This window comes from Sinomonas gamaensis (assembly GCF_005876955.1).
GTDB classification, from domain to species: Bacteria; Actinomycetota; Actinomycetes; order Actinomycetales; family Micrococcaceae; genus Sinomonas; species Sinomonas gamaensis.
This window is the reverse complement of record NZ_SSCL01000003.1, coordinates 16,971-32,051: the sequence shown is the minus strand read 5'-3', so window position 1 is coordinate 32,051 and position 15,081 is coordinate 16,971. Positions and strand designations below refer to the sequence as shown.

Genomic DNA, 15,081 nt, shown 5'->3' with positions numbered 1-15,081 from the left:
GGGCCCACTCAGTCCACTCCTCTCGCTGGATACGTGCGGCGGAATGTGGCCACAACGTGGGCCCGACGGGGCCAGAACCCAGTCTACCGATCGCTTCTGAGGCTCCTTCCTGCCCTTGGTAGGCTGTCTTGAGGAGCCGTGCGAGTCGACGGGCGGACAAGAAGCTGGTTTGGGGCGCGGGCCCCAGCATTGAGAGGGAGACCGCGTTGAGCGTTGCTGCTGTCATCGTTTCCTACAATCGCAAGGAGTTGCTGCGTAGGTGTTTGACGTCAGTCGCCGCTCAAGTGCCAGCCCCGGACGAGATCATTGTGGTGGACAACGGATCCACAGACGGAAGCGTTGAGTTGGTTCGGTCGGAATTTCCCTCCGCCACTCTCTTCGAAACCGGCTCGAATATCGGCGGTGCCGGCGGGTTCGCGTGGGGTGTGGAGCTCGCCATTTCCAAGGGGCACGAGTATGCGTGGCTCATGGACGACGACGCCGAGCCAGCCCCCGACAGTCTGGCACCCCTGCTTGAGGTCGCTGCGCACGCCGATGTTGCCCCAGGATTTCTCGCGTCTGCGGTGAAGGATGAAGACGGGGACGAGCTCAATCCGGGCCATCTCCCCGCGGTGGACCCGAGTCCGGAGAAACAGCTGAGGGCCCGTGCTCTAGGGTGCATCGCCATCACGCACGCAACCTTTGTCGGCGTGCTGGTGAACCTCCGGATGGCGGCAACCATGCCGCTGCCGCACCGGGACTTCTTCATCTGGCTCGACGACGCCGAGTACACGAGGCGGCTGGCTCGGAGATCGGTCGGCTTGTTCGTTCCCGAGAGCGTTGTGAAGCATCCCGTAAAGGCAGCCAATCCTGACATGGCTGGCCGACTCTTCTACTACGTCCGAAATCATCTCTGGCTGACGAAGCTCGATACCGAGGCAACGGGGCTGGCTGGCAGCGTCTCCGCAAAGGCCGCGGATCTGGTCCGCTTCGCTGCGACTATTCTTCCTGCCTCGCGATCGAAGAAGCTCTGGCTGACATCCCTCAGCAGAGGATTGTGGCAGGGGCTCACCACCTCCCCGAAGCCCGTGATGCCAGGGGAGCTTCTGGCATCCAAGGAGTAGACCTGAGGGTGGTCCCAAGCGGGGTGGGCAAGGTCGACGCGCCGATGCCGCCGAGTGGCTCGCCCCCCAGACTTCTCCTACTTCAGTCCCACAGACTCGTCATCATGGGGTGACGGGGAGACCGTGAGCTTGGCCGCGAGGCTATCGTCAATTCGTCCGAGGTGGCCGCGCAAGCCGTCGCGGACCCCATTGAGAAATGCTCTGAGATGCTGACGGCGGTGCGGTCCGTACACGAGTCGCACGATGTGCTGGATGATTTCGGTGTAGAGACGTTTGGCAACCCACACCGGATCGGACAGCAAATATCGCTTGACGAGGATCACGCCATTCCGCGCGATGTAATAGACCCTGAACGGCGCGTGGTAATGCACATAATTCTTCTTGCCGCGAAGCGTGACATGCCAGCCCAAGATCGTCATCGGACGTGCCTCCCCGACGGTATGGGTCAGGTCGCACCCCTTGCCCATGAGGACTCGCAGGCCTTGCTGCCTCACCCGCATGGTGAAGTCCGAGTCCACTGCATCAATGAACAGATCTTCATCAAGCAGACCGACCCGACGGAAGGTTTCCGCGGGGATGACGCATCCCGATTGCAGTGGATCGAAGGCCTCGGGGAAATCGGCGCCAGGATCGCGCACCAGACCGATATGCCCGTTGATGGATTCAGCAGCGATGAAGCCCACCTCAATTCCCGCTGACCGCGCACGATCTGCCGTTGCCAGGGCCGCCTCCACATACCCCTGACTCATCTCTGAGTCCTGATCCAGCGTGACAAACCAGTCGGGCGAAGCATGGTGGATGGCGTGGTTTATTCCCGCGTTCAATGCCGCGGCGATCCCTGCATTGAAAGGCAGGCGAATTGCTTTGCCGCCCTTCGCCTCGATGCGTTGGAGAACATCGCTCGGATCCTTGGGAGAGCCGTCATCGACGACAATGACAAGGTCGACCTGCTGCGCGACATTGGCGATCCTGTCAGGGAGATCATGAGGTGGATTGAAGGTGGACACTATCGCTGCAATCCGATGTTCACGGGGCACTGTGGATGGCTCTCCTCAAACTTGATCAGGCTGTCGATTTCACCCTTGCTCTTGCGGGCCGGCGAACCCGCTGGAGCGCGATGACGAACGCGCGAAGCAGCATCCATCGGGCACTGAGGATGCGGCCTGCGCTTCGCATGGCCTTGGGGGTTGTGTTGGTCTCATGAAGGCGTCGCGCTACGGTGAATTGCTCGAGGTGGACCATCGACCTCATGACGTTCCCACACATGGCAATCCATTGGTCGTGGGTCTCACGGAGGAAAGCCGGGAACGGCAGGATTATTCTGAGCGCATCACGGTTGACCCCCATGGTGCAGCCGTAATAGGGGCGCACGCCAACCCACAGCAAGAAGAGGTTGGACAGATAACGGGTTGAATCGGCCGATTTGAGACGGAGCCCTTGGAACCAGTTTGGCTCCCCGCCAAACACCGTGAAATTGCTGGCCACCACGGCGTGGTCGTTGAGGGCAGCCAGCATGGCGTCGACTCGGCCGGGCGTCCACAGATCATCCTGGTCGGAGAGCAGAAGGTACTTGCCGTTCGCCGAATTCAGCGCACGCTCGAACGTCCGCACGTATCCGAGATTCGTGGTGTTCCGCAGGAGGCGGATCCGCCCATCGCCCAACGACTCGACGATGTCCGCCGTGCCATCCTTGCTGCAATCGTCGACGACGATCACCTCGTCCTGGGGCGACAGCTGCTCCAAGATCGACGCCAGCTGTTGGCTAATGTACTCCGCCCCGTTGTAGGCGGCCATGCAGACGCTGACCCGAGCAGTCGGCTCCATCATCACCGGTTGATCCTCTTCTCGGTCCCGGCGGGGATACGTCCCTTGCGTCCGCGAAGCCCATCCGCCGTCCCGCTGAGGAACGCCAGCAGAAGCTTGCGCCGATTCGGACCGAAGACGAAACGGATGCCGTGGAACGCGGTCTCGAGCATCAGACGTTTCGCGATCCAGCCAGGCTGACTCAGAAGGTACTTTCGGGTGAGGCGAATGCTGTTCCTCGAGATGTAGTAGACCCTGAAAGGCGAGTGGTAATACACATTCAGGTCGTTGCCCCCGATCCGAACTTGTCGACCGAGAACTCGCATCGGCCGTGATTGCCCGACGCTGTGGGTGATATTGCAGCCCTCACCCGCGATGACCCTATATCCGGCCCGTCGCAGTCGCGCGGTGTACTCCGAGTCAACGGCGTCAATGAAGAGGCCTTCCTCGAGAAGCCCGATGTGTTCGGCGGCCACGTTGCTGATGAGCGTTCCTGATTGCATGGGATCGAATCCGTCGTGGAATTCGTCCTTGGCGCGCAGCATGTCGATCCGCCGCCCGTTGTGGGATTCCGGTGTCACGGCGCCAACCCGCAGTCCGGCCGACTCGGCTCTCCTGGCCGTCTCGAGGGCTTTTGCGACAAAGCCCTCGTCGAGTTCGGAATCCTGATCAAGAGTGAGGAGCCAGTCTGGCTCGATAGCCGCTCGCACATGGGCGATGCCTGCGTTGAGGGCAGCGGCAATTCCGCTGTTTGCTGGCAGCCGCACGAGCGTAGCCACGCGGGACAGTCCCTCGATGACGGTAGGGTCCGCCTGGGGAGAGCCGTCATCGACTGCGACGACGAGGTCGACTTGTCCGGCAAGCCGCGCGACACGATCAGGCAGGTCGTGCGGTGGATTGAATACCGAAATGACGGCCGCGACCCTATCTCCAGCAGACAAAAAGGTCCCTTCCGTAGGCTCGCAACTCTCGCCCCTCAGTCTACAAGGGGGCGGGCGTTCGTCCGGTACGATGCTCGGGTACCCCCGACGCACACGCAGGATGTGATTGGAGCTCATGACCTTTGTCGATGTGATGCTGCCCTACTACGGCGACGTCGAGCAGATGAAGCTCGCCGCCCGCAGCGTGATGAGCCAGCACTACGGAGACTGGAAGCTCCACGTGTTCGACGACGGCTACCCGAGTGACGAGCCCGCAGCTTTCTTCGCCGAGATCACTGATCCCCGCGTCTCCTATGAGAAGAATGACGTCAATCTTGGCGCGAACGGCAACTATCGCAAGGCGCTAGCGCGCGCCGAGGCGCCGATCGTGGTCATCATGGGAGCTGACGACGTGATGCTCCCGAACTACCTCGACGTGGTCGTGCGCAACTTCAAGGCACACCCCGAGGCAGACGTGGTCCAACCGGGCGTCCAGGTGATCGATGAATTGGGGATCGCCCGGCTTCCCCTCGTGGACGCGGTCAAGTGGGCGTACGCGCCGAAGACCAGAGTTCCGATCGTTCTCTCGGGAGAGCGTATGGCTACGAGTCTGGTCCGGGCAGATTGGGCGTACTTCCCGTCCCTCGCCTGGAAGACGGAGACCATCCAGCGCATCGGCTTCACTCAGGGGCTCGATGTGGTGCAGGACCTCGCCTTGCTTCTCGACATCGCAACCGAGGGCGGGGCAATGGTCGTCGACCCCGAGCTCGCGTTCCTCTACCGTCGGCACTCGGCGTCGGACTCATCGGTTCGGGCTCTAGACGGGCGCCGATTCGATGAGGAGCGCCGCTTCTTCGAGAGCCAGGCAGAGCGTTTCCGCGCACTCGGTTGGAGCCACGCTGCGCGGGCCGCCTCGAATCACCTGACGAGCCGGCTCAATGCCGGCTCGCTGGTGCTCAAAGCGCTCGCGAAGCGGAAGACTGATTCGCTGCCGCGGCTGATCAAGCACATCGTCAGTTGAGCTGCACGTGATCCATAGAAGAACGGCGGCCGCGCACTAGCGCGGCCGCCGTTCTTCGTTCCGGAGGAGCTCAAGGTCTCGGTCGAGGCTCACGCTCGGCTGGAAGCTGGCCTTGAACATCCCGCAAGTCGGCTCGCAGAATGGCTACTTCTTCGGCGAGGGAGCGTATCTCATCCTCGCTCGAGGAGACTTCTCGCGAGAGGTGGAGGGTGACTCCCAGAAGCAGGATGAGCGCGATGGCAAAAAGCAGGTTGGAGGGCACCTGAACCCCGATGACCCTCGCGGCCCAGAACAGCAGATCTGGGAATGCCGCGAGAACGAGGGTGCCAATGCCGATGACGATCCAGAGAACCGCGTATTTCTCACGGATTTTCTGGCGGCGCAGCATCTCGATGACGAACACGAGCACGACGACGACGAACAGGACGGCAACGATAGTCACGATGGCTCCTAATCGCCGACGGGCGACGACTTCTTTCGGGTGAGGGCGAAGACGAGGGCGAGACCGCTGCGCACGAGGTAGACGGCGGCCTTGACCGGGTGGTGGCTGGGAGTCCCGCCCTGACGGGCACGCATGTTGACCGGAACCTGTGCGACTGTGCATCCCGACCGCACGGCGACCACGAGCGAATCGATGGTGTCACCGAGATATTCAGCGGGGTAGTGGGCGACGTACTGGCGGATCGCCCTCCGGTTGGCCGCACGGAAGCCAGAGGTCACATCGGTAAGCCGGGTGCCACTGATGCGGGACAGGACGCCCCCGAGAACCACCATGGCCCACTTGCGTGGCCCCTTGACCTCGTATTCCTTCCGGTCCTCGAATCGGGAGCCGATCACGATGTCCGCGTTGGCCAGCCCGTCGAGCACGCGCTGGATTTCACGCGGATCATGCTGTCCATCGGCGTCGACTTGAATTGCCTGCTCGTAGCCATGCTGAAGGGCATATTTGAATCCGGTACGCATGGCTCCGCCGACGCCCATGTTGAAGGGGAGCCGAATAACGCGAGCACCGGCCTCGGCGGCCAACCGCGCAGTAGCGTCAGTCGACCCATCATCGACGACGAGGACGTCGCAGTCCGGACCGTGTTCGAGGACTTCTTGGACTGTCGAGAAGACGGACTCAGCCTCGTTCCATGCGGGCATGATGACGAGGGTTTTTGAGCGTGGAGTCAAAGTCACGGCGTCGGCACCTCCTGGCCGAGGTAATCTTCAAGGCGCACCCGCCCCGACGGAGCGGTGAATCCGGTCGCACGGAGCTTGGAAAGATCCAGCACACTGTGGGCGGGGCGCGGGGCCGCGTCTTTGTCCTTGAAGTACTCCTCCGAGGTGACGCCCGTGACGTCATCGCCGTTATGCCCAGTGAGGGAGTACACCGACGATGCTACATCCGCCCATGACTCGGGGTCGCCGTCGTTCGTGAGGTTGTAGACGCCAAACGGTGCCTCGGCCTCCAGGAGATGGCGGATTCCGGCCGCGATGTCCTCGGTGAAGGACAGCCGTCCGAACTGGTCGTTCACGACGGATGGTTTGACGCCTCGCTCAGCGAGGCTGGCCATAGTGCGTACGAAATTGCTGCCCTCGCCGATGACCCACGAAGTCCGCACGATGTAGTGGCGTGGAACCACTGAGACGACGGCGTCGCCCGCGGCCTTCGTCTGGCCGTACACACCAAGCGGGGAAAACGGCTCGTCCTCGGAATGAACCTCGACGCTGCCGTCGAAGACGTAGTCGCTGGAGATATGGACCAGAGTGAGTCGATGCTCGACGGCGACACGGGCGAGTTGTGCGACTGCGCTCACGTTGATCGACCAGGCGGCTCGCCGGCCCTCCGGCGTCTCGGCCTTGTCAACAGCGGTGTAGGCCGCCGCGTTGATGATGGCCGAGTAGTTCTTCCAGTTGCGGGCGGAGTATGAGGCCGGATTGGCGAGGTCAAACTCTCGGCGACCTGCGAACTCAACGCGCGGGTCGCCGTCGTACGTGGCTTTCAGCGCCCTGCCGAGCTGGCCGTCGGCTCCGAGCACCAGGATCTTCCGGGGTGACATCGGCACCACGTCAGCGAGGCGCGGGTGGGCCCGGTCCTTGTCGGAAAGCTCGGCCTGCTCGAGCGGGATGGGCCACGGAATGGACACCGTCTCGTCGGCAAGGTTGAGGAAGGTGTACTGGCTCTGAGCGTCCGCCGACCAATGGTCGTTCACCAGATAGGTGTAAGCGGTCCCGTCCTCGAGCGTCTGGAACGCATTGCCCACGCCGCGCGGGATGAAGATTGCCTTCGACGGGTCGAGTTCGGTGGTGAACACCGTGCCGAAGGACGGTCCTTCGCGGAGGTCCACCCATGCCCCGAAGATCCGCCCCGTCGCCACGGAAATGTACTTGTCCCACGGCTCAGCATGGATACCGCGGGTTGTTCCGGCCTTCTCGTTGAAGGAGATGTTGTTCTGCACCGGGCCGAAGTCAGGCAGGCCGAGGGAGAGCATCTTCTCGCGCTGCCAGTTCTCCTTGAACCACCCGCGGTTGTCGCCGTGAACAGGCAGGTCGTACAGGACAACTCCGGGGATCGGCGTCTCGTGCGCTGCGAGTGGCTTGGAGAATTGGATGCCGTGGCTCTCGTTTGCCGCGCTCACTGGCCCTGCTCCTTGTACTTTGCCTCGGTCTCGGCCTTCTGCGGGCGCCACCATGCCTCGTTCTCCCGGTACCACTCCACCGTTGCCTCAAGCCCCGCCTCGAAATCCTGATACTGAGGCTTCCAGCCGAGCTCGGTACGCAGCTTGGTGGAGTCGATCGCGTAACGGAGATCGTGGCCGGGGCGGTCGATGACGTGGTCGTAGGCGTCCGCCGGCTGGCCCATCGCCTTCAGAATGAGCTCGACGACGGACTTGTTGTCCTTCTCGCCGTCGGCACCGATGAGGTAGGTCTCCCCAATCCGACCCTTGTCCAGGATCGTGAGGACAGCCGAAGAGTGGTCGTCCGCGTGGATCCAGTCACGCACGTTTTCACCCTTGCCGTAGAGCTTCGGGCGAATTCCATCGATCACGTTCGTGATCTGGCGCGGGATGAACTTCTCAACATGCTGATACGGGCCGTAGTTGTTGGAGCAGTTGCTGATCGTCGCCTGAAGGCCGAAGGAGCGCACCCACGCGCGGACCAGAAGGTCCGATCCAGCCTTGGTCGACGAGTACGGGCTCGATGGGTTGTACGGAGTCTGTTCCGTGAAGCGAGCTGGATCGTCGAGTTCGAGGTCGCCGTAGACCTCGTCAGTGGAGATGTGGTGAAAACGGGTGCCGTGCCGTCGTGCCGCTTCGATCAGCGTGTAGGTGCCGATGATGTTCGTGTCGAGGAACGGGCGCGGATTCTGCAGCGAGTTGTCATTGTGGCTTTCCGCCGCGTAATGCACGACCGCGTCGGCCGCGCCGACGAGCTCGTCCACGAGGGCCGAGTCCGCGATGTCGCCCTTGACGAAGCGGAACCGCTGTCCCGGGAGCCCCTTGAGCGACTCGAGGTTGCCCGCGTAGGTCAGCTTGTCGAGCACAGTGACGTGGTGGTCCGTGTGGCTCAGGACATAGCGGACGAAGTTCGAGCCGATGAACCCGGCGCCGCCGGTGACAAGGAGTCGGTGCATGCGTTCTAAAATACCGGATTTGGCATGGGTGCTCGGGCCTAGCGATCATGGACACCATGCGTGGAATCATCTTGGCAGGCGGCACAGGGTCCCGGCTTCACCCCATCACACTGGGGGTGAGCAAGCAGCTGGTTCCGGTGTACGACAAGCCGATGATCTACTATCCGCTCTCCACCCTGATCCTCGCGGGCATCCGCGACATCCTTGTGATTACGACTCCGCATGACGCGGATTCGTTCGAGAGGCTTCTTGGGGACGGGTCTCGATTCGGGATCAACATCACCTACGTCCAGCAGCCTTCCCCGGACGGTCTCGCCCAAGCGTTCATCCTCGGCCAAGAGCACATCGGCACGGAGACGGTGGCGCTCGTCCTGGGAGACAACATCTTCTACGGGCCCGGCATGGGTACCCAGCTTCGGCGCCACCAGAACATCGACGGCGCGGCGGTCTTCGGCTACTGGGTCAAAGATCCGACGGCGTACGGCGTGGTGGAGTTCGACACAGAAGGCCGCGCAATCTCCCTTGAGGAGAAGCCGGCGAAGCCCAAGAGCAACTACGCCGTTCCGGGGCTCTACTTCTACGACAACGACGTGGTGGAGATCGCCAAGGGCCTCAAGCCTTCGCCCCGCGGCGAGCTCGAGATCACCGACGTGAATCGGACCTATCTCGAAACCGGGAAGCTCCAGGTCGAAGTTCTTCCGCGCGGCACCGCGTGGCTCGACACCGGAACGTTCAGCGATCTCAACGACGCCTCGAACTTCATCCGCACTGTCGAGAACCGGCAAGGGCTCAAGATCGGCGCGCCTGAGGAGATTGCGTGGAGACTCGGTTTCCTCACCGACGATGAGCTGCGGGAACGTGCCGAGCCCCTCGTCAAGAGCGGGTATGGCCGTTACCTGCTGGAGCTTCTGGGCTGATCCTGTGCGAATGTAAAGAGGCCCTCCACCGATTGCGGTGGAGGGCCTCTTCTTCCAATGCTGGCCTAACCAGTGATGCCGGATGTGCTGTTCCAGGAGATGGTGCCCCCTTGGAATGACTGCGAACAGCTGGTCTTGGTGCTGTTGCAGCTCTGTCCGGAGGTCGGATACCCGTATCGGCCTCGCTCGGCTCCCGAATTGAGCCAGTAAGTGCGGATGGGGCCGGCCTGGGAGAGCTGGGCTCCACTCGACTGGGACCAGATGATCGCCCCGTTCTGGAAGTTCTGGTAAGAACCACCGTTGACGAGCCCGGTGACCACACCGGACGTGGGGTAGGCGAGAACACCGTTCTCTGCCCCCGAATTGAGCCATGCTGTCCGAATCGGACCGCTCGGGGAGACTTGAGCTCCTGTGGCCTGAGACCAGATGATGGCTCCGTTCTGGAAGTTCTGGTAGCACCCGCCGTTCGCAAGGCCGCACACTTGGCCGGATGTCGGGTAGCCAAGGGGGCCCCGTTCCGCCCCGGAATTGAGCCAGTACGTGCGGATGGGTCCGGCCGGGGAGAGCTGGGCACCTGTGGCCTGAGACCAGATGATGGCGCCGTTCTGGAAGTTCTGATACGAGCCACCGTTGACGAGACCGGGGACGACGCCGGTGGTCGGGTAGGCGAGCGAGCCGTTCTCGGCGCCCGAGTTGAGCCATGCCGTGCGAATGGGCCCGGCGGGGGAGAGCTGAGCTCCCGTGGCCTGAGACCAGATGACGGCACCCTTCTGGTAGTTCTGATAGGAGCCACCGTTGACGAGACCCGAGACGACGCCGGTGGTCGGGTAGGCGAGGGCACCATTCTCCGCCCCCGCATTGAGCCATGCCGTGCGGATGGGCCCGGCGGGGGAGAGCTGGGCTCCTGTGGCCTGTGACCAGATGATGGCGCCATTTTGGTAGTTCTGATATGACCCGCCGTCGACGAGGCCGGTCACAACGCCGGTGGTCGGATAGGCCAGGGGACCGTTCTCCGCCCCGGACGTCAGCCAAGCGGTACGGATGGGGCCGGTGGGCGACGGCTGAACGCCAGAGGCCTGAGACCAGAGCAGCGCTCCGTTTTGGAAGTTCTGGTAGCAGCCATCGTTCTTCAAGCCGCAAATTTGTCCCGACGTCGGGTAGCCCAGAGGGCCCTGTTCAGCACCCGAGTTGAGCCAGTAGCTGCGAATGGGGCCGCTGGGGGAGAGTTGGGCTCCGGTGGCCTGAGACGAGATGATCGCGCCGTTCTGGAAGTTCTGGTACGAGCCGCCGCCCGTGAGCCCCGTTACGACGCCCGTGGTCGGGTATCCGAGGGGACCTCGTTCAGAGCCGGAATTAAGCCAGGCGGTGCGGAGGGCGCCATTTGGCGATAGCTGAGCCCCCGTGGCGGGGGACCAAATGATGGCCCCGTTCTGGAAGTTCTGGTAGCTGCCCCCATTGACGAGGCCGGTGACGACTCCGCTGGTTGGGTATGCCAGCGAGCCGGTCTCGAAGCCCGAGGCCTGCCACGCGCTGCGGATGGGCCCGTTGGGTGACAGCTGGGCTCCGGTGGCGGGGGACCAGATGATGGCCCCGTTCTGGAAGTTCTGGTAATTGCCACCGTTGACGAGCCCGCCGATGACGCCTGTTGTGGGGTAGGCGAGGGGGCCGCTTTCGAAGCCGGAGGCTTGCCATGCGCTCCGAATGGGGCCGTTCGGCGAGGTCTGCGCCCCCGAGGCCGGCGACCAGATGATGGCACCGTTCTGGAAATTCTGGAATGCTCCGCCATTGACGAGGCCTCCGACGACCCCGCTTGTCTGCGACCCGAGGTTTGCCCCTCCGGCTACCGCGCCAATTGCGGCGCTGGGATTTGTGTCCCCGTAGGTCGCGAATCGCTGGAGGCTGGCGTAGTCACCGTTCCATGCATTCGAGTCGCCGACGAAAGGTCCGTCCGAGCTGTATTGCCAAATGCTAAAGGTGGGCCATCCTGCTGGGAGCGGCGGGCCAGATTGGTTGTAGGCCGCGATCCACAGCGGATTGTTTCCGAAGCCCCCGTAGTTGCCTGTGCAGCGGCTCCACCAGTCCGCGGTCGTGTAGATGACTGGCATCCGCCCCGTCAGAGACAGCATGGTGTTGCTGAAGTCCGCGATCCAATTGACCATGGCACCGCCGGCCATGCTGTAGCAGGTATCGCCCATGTAGACGCCATTGATGGTCTGACCGGCGTAGGGGTTGTACTCGATGTCCAGCACAGGGGGCAGCGTGATGCCATCCGAGGACCAGCCGCCGCCATTCTGGACGAAGTAGTTGGCCTGATTGGATCCGCTCGACCAGTTCGGGATGCCAAAGTGGTAGGCCCCGCGGATCATCCCGGTATTGCCAGAATTCGTGTACTGCTGGGAGAACGCCTGATTGGTGTAGTAGTTGCCTTCAGAAGCCTTGACGTAGGCAAAACGCACACCCTGATTCCACTGCCCGCTCCAGTCGATCGTATCGATCCACTGGCCGCCAGAATAGGTTGCTTGGTAGGCGCTCACGTCGACGCCGGCGACGCCCCAGCCCGGCTGCCAGGACGCGGCCAGGATATTCAGCGCGCTGCCTTTGGCCGGCGATCCCAGCTTCTTCGGGTTTTGTGGGTTGACCTGCCCCATTTTGGCCCCGAGTCCTACGGCCTGCCTCATGGCATCACGCAGCCTTGAGTTGGCTCCGGGATCCGAAGTCGCCGCCGCAATCGCCCCTGGGGGCGGCGTCGGCTGCGAGGCCATTGCTGAAGACGTGGGAGATTCCGACGGCACAGAGGGGCTGGTCGGGCCAGCGGTCGCGGGAGTTGATGCAGTGGGTGTCGGTTTCGGCGCTGGGGACGCGAAAGCCGGAGGCGCAGCCAAGCCGCTCACCAGCCCCACCGCGAAAAGGGACAGTCCCACCGTGTGTGTCAGAGATGTGAGTTTCATAGCCTTGCCCGCATAGACGATCCGATCCTCAGGACATGAGGGAGCGGAACCACCATAGCAACAGTGTTAAAGATGTGAACAGTGTGGTTGAGGTGAATTCGCGTTCTTGTGGAAATTCTGAGCCACTCTTGCGTTATCGGCGCCCACGGGACTCCCGTAAGCTACGTGCATGCCCGCGACTACTCCCATTACGAAAGCCGTCATTCCTGCGGCTGGCCTCGGCACGCGCTTCCTCCCGGCGACAAAGGCGATGCCGAAGGAGATGCTGCCGGTGGTGGATCGTCCGGCTATTCAATACGTGGTGGCCGAAGCCGCGCGCGCTGGACTGGACAATGTCCTCGTCATCACGGGCCGGAGCAAGCGCGCTCTCGAGGACCACTTCGACCGTGTCCCTACGCTGGAGGCTGCTCTTGAGGAGAAGGGCGACGAGAAGAAGCTCTCGGCGGTACGGGAAGCGAGCTGCCTCGGCGATATCCACTACGTGCGGCAGCGGGATCCGAAGGGTCTGGGGCATGCTGTGCTGTGCGCGGAGCGTCATGTGGGCGATGAGCCGTTCGCGGTGCTGCTGGGCGATGACCTGATCGATGAGCGCGATGAGCTGCTGGGGGAGATGATCCGGGTCCAGCAGGCCACGGGCGGGTCGGTAGTGGCGCTGATGGAGGTGCCGGCCGAGGCGATCTCGGCGTATGGGTGCGCGGATGTGACCCCGGTGGAGGGGGAGTCGTACGTGCAGGTGCACGGGCTCGTGGAGAAGCCGGCGCCGGAGGATGCGCCCTCGAACCTGGCGATCATCGGCCGGTACGTGCTGCACCCTGCGGTGTTCGAGGTGCTCAAGGAGACGGGCCCGGGCCGGGGCGGGGAGATCCAGCTCACGGACGCGCTGCAGACCCTGGCCAAGCGCGAGGGCGAGGGCGGCGGGGTGTACGGGGTCGTGTTCCGCGGGCGCCGCTACGACACCGGGGACAAGCTCAGCTACCTCAAGGCCGTCGTCACCCTCGCCTCGGAGCGCGATGACCTGGGACCGGAGCTGCGATCGTGGCTGGGAGAGTTCGTGGCCGAGTTCTGACAGACGCCGCGGCACGCGTTTGGTGTCTAGTAGAGTTGCACAGTGCGTCCCAGAACACCCCGTCTTTCTTTTCCTCTGACTGCTCGCCGCGTGTTCGTGGTCGCATGGGTGTACTTCTTGGCGCTGTCGTCCCTCTGGGCCCTGGCCTCCCCGATCATGTCGGCCCCTGATGAGCCGGCCCATGCCGTAAAAGCTGCTGCTGTGGTTCGCGGGCAGTGGCTTGGTCAATCGTCAGGCGTTCAGGGCGAGTGGCTGAAGGTAGAGGTGCCAGAGTACATTGCTGGTCTCCACGCAGTTCCGACCTGCTATGCGCACAAGCCGGATCAGAGTGCTGGCTGTGCACCGAGTATTCGGAATCTCGGCACATCTCCCACCGAGTCTTCTACAAGTGCCGGGAACTATAACCCCCTGTATTACAGCGTCGTCGGCGTATCGACTCTGATCACGAGCGGGCAGAAGGCAATCTACGGGATGAGGCTCATTACAGCCCTTTGGTGCTCGCTGTTCTTCGCCTTGGCTCTCGCATTCGCTCATATGCTCTGGCCTCGGCGTCTTCCTCTGATCGTGATGGGTGCTGGCGTGACGCCCATGTGCTTGTTTCTGGCAGGCTCAATCAATCCGAATCCGGTGGAAATCGCGACGACCCTCTGTGCCTTCGTGTGTGCGTACGCCATGCTTGAATGCGGTTTTGCACATGCTCGCCTTGCCTCGCTGGTTTTCGGGGTGAGCGCCTTCATCCTGGCGAATCTGCGAGGGCTGTCAGTCGCTTGGCTGGCGGTGGTGCTTGTTGGGGCCGTGATGCTCCAGTGGCGCCCCGACCTTCTGGCAAAGGCTCCGCGAACTGTGTGGATTGGGCTCACTCTGGCGGCAATCGGGGTCGGACTTGGAGTGGCCTGGCAGTTCGTCTCCAATTCATTTGAGAGTCTGGGCGGCTCCGCTGTTAAGGACACCCCCGCTCAGGTCGTGTCCGTCATGCTTGAACGCTCCTTTGATTACGCCAAAGAGTACGTCGGAGTGATGGGATGGCTGGACACGGCCCTGCCCAATGTCACGTACGCGGTGTGGGATGGGGCTGCCGCGGTCCTCCTCGTGGGGTGCGTCGCGATCTGGCGCGGTCGGCGCAGACTCGCTGTGCTGCTTCTGATGGCCGTCATCCTCGTTCTGCCCGCTGTGGTCCAGGTGCCGGCTGCTCCTCAGGTGGGGTACATCTGGCAGGGGCGGTACATCCTTCCACTTGTTGTTGTCCTCTTCGCCGCTGGCGGGATCGCCCTCGAGGCGGTGGACGTCAGGCACGGCGTCGGACGGAATGTGCTCAAGCTCGCTCTTGGCTCCCTCGTAGTCGCCAATGCCTACGGGTTTCTCTGGGTGCTCCGTCGCTATGTCACGGGACTTCGCCCGGATCTGTTCTGGGAGAACCTCTTCGCTTCGCCGCTGTGGCAGCCTCCGGGCGGGTGGCCCATCATTGCTGGCCTGTATGCACTGGTGACGCTGGCCGCGGCCCTTGTCTCCATCAAGTATGTGAGTTCATCGACGGAAGGCCGCAAGCCGGGCCGAGCCATAGAGCCAGTGCTCGACGGTGCAGCCAGACCAGTCGTTCATGCCGACGCAGGGGAGACAAGATGATGGAAGGTCGAATCGCCCTCCGGAGCCGTCTCGCGCGTCTGGGCCGCACACTTGGTTATGGTCA

13 protein-coding genes are annotated in these 15,081 nt (G+C 62.8%); 5 read left to right on the top strand and 8 right to left on the bottom strand.

The window, feature by feature from the left end; all coding sequences use genetic code 11:
- The first annotated feature begins 128 nt into the window (after positions 1-128).
- Complete coding sequence (locus tag E5679_RS04955) at positions 129-1,103, top strand: glycosyltransferase family 2 protein (RefSeq protein ID WP_138413983.1); 975 nt, start codon at positions 129-131, stop codon at positions 1,101-1,103.
- Positions 1,104-1,180: 77 nt separating this feature from the next.
- On the opposite strand, the gene E5679_RS04950 is transcribed toward E5679_RS04955, so the two are convergent.
- The 3 genes from E5679_RS04950 to E5679_RS04940 are packed head-to-tail and all read right to left on the bottom strand — an operon-like array spanning position 1,181 to position 3,847.
- On the bottom strand, positions 1,181-2,110 hold the full coding sequence (locus tag E5679_RS04950; RefSeq protein ID WP_171042247.1) for a glycosyltransferase: 930 nt from the start codon (positions 2,108-2,110) through the stop codon (positions 1,181-1,183).
- A 55-nt stretch (positions 2,111-2,165) separates the two neighbouring features.
- Complete coding sequence (locus E5679_RS04945) at positions 2,166-2,930, bottom strand: glycosyltransferase (RefSeq protein WP_249335964.1); 765 nt, start codon at positions 2,928-2,930, stop codon at positions 2,166-2,168.
- Positions 2,930-3,847: a glycosyltransferase gene (locus E5679_RS04940; RefSeq protein ID WP_171042246.1), complete on the bottom strand. Its 918-nt coding sequence runs from the start codon at positions 3,845-3,847 to the stop codon at positions 2,930-2,932. Before E5679_RS04940 ends, E5679_RS04945 begins: the two co-directional genes overlap by 1 nt.
- Before the next feature lie 115 nt (positions 3,848-3,962).
- Here E5679_RS04940 and E5679_RS04935 point away from each other — a divergent pair, with 115 nt between their 5' ends.
- Entirely contained in the window at positions 3,963-4,847 is an 885-nt protein-coding gene (locus tag E5679_RS04935) for a glycosyltransferase family 2 protein (RefSeq protein WP_138413980.1), read from the top strand.
- Positions 4,848-4,917: 70 nt separating this feature from the next.
- Here E5679_RS04935 and E5679_RS04930 read toward each other — a convergent pair whose 3' ends face one another.
- Genes E5679_RS04930 through rfbB form a run of 4 tightly spaced genes read right to left on the bottom strand, consistent with a single transcriptional unit; the run spans position 4,918 to position 8,463 of the window.
- A complete protein-coding gene (locus E5679_RS04930; RefSeq protein WP_338055882.1) occupies positions 4,918-5,289 on the bottom strand; it encodes a DUF2304 domain-containing protein in 372 nt (123 codons plus the stop codon).
- Positions 5,290-5,297: 8 nt separating this feature from the next.
- On the bottom strand, positions 5,298-5,990 hold the full coding sequence (locus E5679_RS04925; protein ID WP_138413979.1) for a glycosyltransferase family 2 protein: 693 nt from the start codon (positions 5,988-5,990) through the stop codon (positions 5,298-5,300).
- Positions 5,991-6,022: 32 nt separating this feature from the next.
- A complete protein-coding gene (locus E5679_RS04920; RefSeq protein ID WP_249335963.1) occupies positions 6,023-7,468 on the bottom strand; it encodes a sugar nucleotide-binding protein in 1,446 nt (481 codons plus the stop codon).
- Positions 7,465-8,463, bottom strand: a complete 999-nt coding sequence (rfbB, locus tag E5679_RS04915; protein WP_138413977.1) for a dTDP-glucose 4,6-dehydratase — start codon at positions 8,461-8,463, stop codon at positions 7,465-7,467. The genes E5679_RS04920 and rfbB overlap by 4 nt, the downstream gene beginning before the upstream one ends.
- Positions 8,464-8,519: 56 nt before the next feature.
- Here rfbB and rfbA point away from each other — a divergent pair, with 56 nt between their 5' ends.
- Positions 8,520-9,380 carry a glucose-1-phosphate thymidylyltransferase RfbA gene (rfbA, locus tag E5679_RS04910; RefSeq protein ID WP_138413976.1) on the top strand — a complete coding sequence of 287 codons (861 nt, stop codon included), beginning with the start codon at positions 8,520-8,522 and terminating at the stop codon, positions 9,378-9,380.
- Positions 9,381-9,445: 65 nt separating this feature from the next.
- Here the strand turns inward: rfbA and E5679_RS04905 are convergent, their stop codons facing one another.
- Positions 9,446-12,058 carry a GH25 family lysozyme gene (locus tag E5679_RS04905; protein ID WP_249335962.1) on the bottom strand — a complete coding sequence of 871 codons (2,613 nt, stop codon included), beginning with the start codon at positions 12,056-12,058 and terminating at the stop codon, positions 9,446-9,448.
- Positions 12,059-12,497: 439 nt separating this feature from the next.
- Here E5679_RS04905 and galU point away from each other — a divergent pair, with 439 nt between their 5' ends.
- Both galU and E5679_RS04895 read left to right on the top strand, forming a co-directional pair.
- Positions 12,498-13,394 carry a UTP--glucose-1-phosphate uridylyltransferase GalU gene (galU, locus tag E5679_RS04900; protein WP_138413975.1) on the top strand — a complete coding sequence of 299 codons (897 nt, stop codon included), beginning with the start codon at positions 12,498-12,500 and terminating at the stop codon, positions 13,392-13,394.
- Positions 13,395-13,436: 42 nt separating this feature from the next.
- Entirely contained in the window at positions 13,437-15,017 is a 1,581-nt protein-coding gene (locus E5679_RS04895) for a DUF2142 domain-containing protein (RefSeq protein WP_138413974.1), read from the top strand.
- Positions 15,018-15,081 lie beyond the last annotated feature (64 nt).

What these genes read in the sequence shown, in the direction of transcription:
- rfbA (WP_138413976.1), top strand. Translation starts at nt 8,520, where the DNA reads ATGCGTGGAATCATCTTGGCAGGCGGCACAGGGTCCCGGCTTCACCCC.
- E5679_RS04935 (WP_138413980.1), top strand. Translation starts at nt 3,963, where the DNA reads ATGACCTTTGTCGATGTGATGCTGCCCTACTACGGCGACGTCGAGCAG.
- E5679_RS04905 (WP_249335962.1), bottom strand. Translation starts at nt 12,058, where the DNA reads ATGAGGCAGGCCGTAGGACTCGGGGCCAAAATGGGGCAGGTCAACCCA.
- galU (WP_138413975.1), top strand. Translation starts at nt 12,498, where the DNA reads ATGCCCGCGACTACTCCCATTACGAAAGCCGTCATTCCTGCGGCTGGC.
- rfbB (WP_138413977.1), bottom strand. Translation starts at nt 8,463, where the DNA reads ATGCACCGACTCCTTGTCACCGGCGGCGCCGGGTTCATCGGCTCGAAC.
- E5679_RS04925 (WP_138413979.1), bottom strand. Translation starts at nt 5,990, where the DNA reads ATGCCCGCATGGAACGAGGCTGAGTCCGTCTTCTCGACAGTCCAAGAA.
- E5679_RS04945 (WP_249335964.1), bottom strand. Translation starts at nt 2,930, where the DNA reads ATGATGGAGCCGACTGCTCGGGTCAGCGTCTGCATGGCCGCCTACAAC.